General features: G+C 49.8%; 2 rRNA genes. Both read left to right on the forward strand.

The features are described from left to right. Nucleotides 1-62 (forward strand): 16S ribosomal RNA (locus QP922_RS12805); the annotation flags it as partial. Between the two features lie 466 nt (nucleotides 63-528). Further along, nucleotides 529-618, forward strand: a 23S ribosomal RNA gene (locus QP922_RS12810); the annotation flags it as partial.

Here is a 618-nt window from a genome sequence, read left to right on the forward strand (position 1 = left end):
CGATTGGGACGAAGTCGTAACAAGGTACCCGTACCGGAAGGTGCGGGTGGATCACCTCCTTTCTAAGGAGCATTAATGTAAGGCACCAGTTGGTGTCATCGCCACACCGTGTTGTGTGGTTGGTGGTTGAGTAAACAAAAGTTTTGCTGCCACCGTTTATGTGAATCGGGTGGAGATACACCTTAACCAAGAATGATTTACTATCCACGAGTGGTGAACTCTTTTTGACCAACACGTATGAGAAGAAGTACTTGGTGCATTGTTGGGTGTCTGGGGCATTATCCCCTGGTTGTAACCCACACGTAGCGCATGCAGCCGGGCTTGTTGCTGGTTGTGTGGTTGGTGTGGGGTGTTGTGTGAGAACTGTATAGTGGACGCGAGCATTAAACCGCATGCTTTTTATACTGCTGCTTTGTGTGGTGGTGTGGGTGTGTGGTTTGTGTGATTTCTGTTCTTTTGTGTTTTGTGTAGTTCACGCCAGCATGCTTCGACTGCCACCTTGTGTGGTGGTGTTTGTGTGTTGGTTGTGTGTTCGTTATTGAGGGCGCATGGTGGATGCCTTGGCATGCTGAGCCGATGAAGGACGTGTAAGGCTGCGTTAAGCCTCGGGGAGTTGTC

This window comes from Corynebacterium sp. MSK218, assembly GCF_030232655.1.
Taxonomy (GTDB): domain Bacteria; phylum Actinomycetota; class Actinomycetes; order Mycobacteriales; family Mycobacteriaceae; genus Corynebacterium.